At 42.3% G+C, this 1,102-nt stretch carries 2 protein-coding genes; both read right to left on the bottom strand.

Translation table 11 applies throughout. The annotated features are described in order from the left end of the window. Positions 1-244 precede the first annotated feature (244 nt). The gene (locus tag JW499_RS21480) at positions 245-547 is read right to left on the bottom strand and encodes a transposase (protein WP_205212498.1); all 303 of its coding nucleotides are present in this window, start codon (positions 545-547) and stop codon (positions 245-247) included. Between the two features lie 149 nt (positions 548-696). Next, positions 697-849 carry an SEL1-like repeat protein gene (locus JW499_RS21475; RefSeq protein ID WP_205212497.1) on the bottom strand — a complete coding sequence of 51 codons (153 nt, stop codon included), beginning with the start codon at positions 847-849 and terminating at the stop codon, positions 697-699. Between the last annotated feature and the right edge of the window lie 253 nt (positions 850-1,102).

The raw sequence follows: 1,102 nt of genomic DNA, 5'->3' as shown, positions 1-1,102 counted from the left end.
CTTGCAGCGTTTTCAGGCGGTCAATTACCCATTGACGACGGTGTTCATAACTCTGTCCGGTTAATGAGTCTTCGCCACACAAAAACGCCCGCCGAACACAGCGGGCAATACAGTGATAATAGGGAGTATCTGCGGTAGAAATAATCTGATGACGGGCACGGGTCATATGATTTCCTTAACATCCTTGTTTGAGGTATCAGCAGTATAGATCAGGCTTTTAGAATATGCCTGTCCCTTATATATATCACTCCCATAAAGTGCCTGAACGCCGATAACTTTGGTTGATATAGCGCACGTAGTAACGGCCCAGAGCCTGCATCAAGCAGCTAACCCCTTCTTTAGTTTTCGGGGTGAGTAACAGATGTACATGATTGGTCATCAAAACATAGGCATCCACAAGAACCTGATACTGTTCTGCATAATGCTTTAAACGATCCAGATAAACCGCATAATCCTCTTCTGCAAAGAAGCATGCCTGTCGATTATTTCCACGTTGAGTCACATGCTGAGGAATTCCGGGCAACGCCGCCCTGGGTAATCGGGCCATCCCTGACCTCCAGAAAGTAATAATTGAGGTATATCAGTCTAGTACAAAATCGGTCGAGCGAAAATCAACAACTCTGCCCCCTTGATCCCTTGATCCAACGGAAAGTGTGTTTTTTTAAAAGTGCCGGTCTTTTCTGGATGATATTTCTTTTATTTTAACTGCTTACATCCATTCACATCATAAGATTTAAGTTGTTCGAGTTTATTTCTGGAAAATAAATCTCCTTTAGATGCTGCCCTTTCAAAAAGACAAACGGCCTTTTCAATATCTTTTTCTACCCCTATACCCAGCAAGTAGAACATCGCAAGGTTCTTAGCATATTCACTGTTATTAGGATTAGACTCTAACGTCGGAAGGATTGTTTTTGCCCAAAAAATTCCTCTAGAATAATCAGTTACTAATGGATTATCATTAAAGAGTAAGCGACCCGCTAGTGTAGTGTTTCACTCTTGATGATTCTTAATGTATCCTCAGCTCAAATACCCTGAGAGAATCGGACTTATCGCATGCGAATTGCCACCCCTATTGTGCTTACTGAAGAAGAAAAGGCTGAGC

Origin of the sequence: Amphritea pacifica (genome assembly GCF_016924145.1) — a bacterium.
Classification (GTDB): domain Bacteria; phylum Pseudomonadota; class Gammaproteobacteria; order Pseudomonadales; family Balneatricaceae; genus Amphritea; species Amphritea pacifica.
Note: the sequence above shows the minus strand (reverse complement) of the source record. Positions and strands in the feature narration are given on the sequence as shown.